At 56.2% G+C, this 587-nt stretch carries 1 pseudogene; it reads right to left on the bottom strand.

The annotated features are described in order from the left end of the window. A pseudogene (locus GK108_RS31005) lies at positions 1–587 on the bottom strand (gliding motility-associated C-terminal domain-containing protein); the annotation flags it as partial.

Here is a 587-nt window from a genome sequence, read left to right as displayed (position 1 = left end):
GGTTCGTCCTGCTGGTAGCGACCGTAGTAGAGCTTGTAGCTAACCACATTGGGGTCACAGCTGGGACTAGTGGTGAGCTGCCAGCGTAGCTTGTTGGTAAAGCTGGTCTGATCGCAGAGGCTTTCATTGGTCAGGTTAGCACAGTTAAGGCTATCCAGCCCCAGCACGGGGGCACAGGGGCGAGTCGTATCGGTGGGCGTAGCGCAGATAATCTGACTATAGTTTATAATAGGATTAAAGCCTACTAATTGTGTATCCGTATACTGCCCTCGAGTCATGACCCGGTAGCAATAACTACTGTCGGCCGACAAAACCCGACTCGTGTTGCCATCGGCCACAAACGTATCCTCACCCGTGTCGGTGAACGTGTACGGACTGCCCTGCACCCGCACTTCGGCAATCTTGTTGAAAGGACCAGCCGGTCCTGACCGGCTCCGGTACACATCGTGGGTCTGGTTATCGTTGCTCCAGGGCGTGTTGGCCTGCCAGCTCAAGGTTACTCGTCGCTGGGCCGGGGCTGCTGACAGCCGCACACTCGATGCCATTTCGGTTACGTCCAGTCGGGTAAGCTGACCATTGGCAGCGGT

The sequence above is a fragment of the Spirosoma terrae genome (assembly GCF_010435915.1).
In the GTDB taxonomy this organism is placed as follows: domain Bacteria; phylum Bacteroidota; class Bacteroidia; order Cytophagales; family Spirosomataceae; genus Spirosoma; species Spirosoma terrae.
Note: the sequence above shows the minus strand (reverse complement) of the source record. Positions and strands in the feature narration are given on the sequence as shown.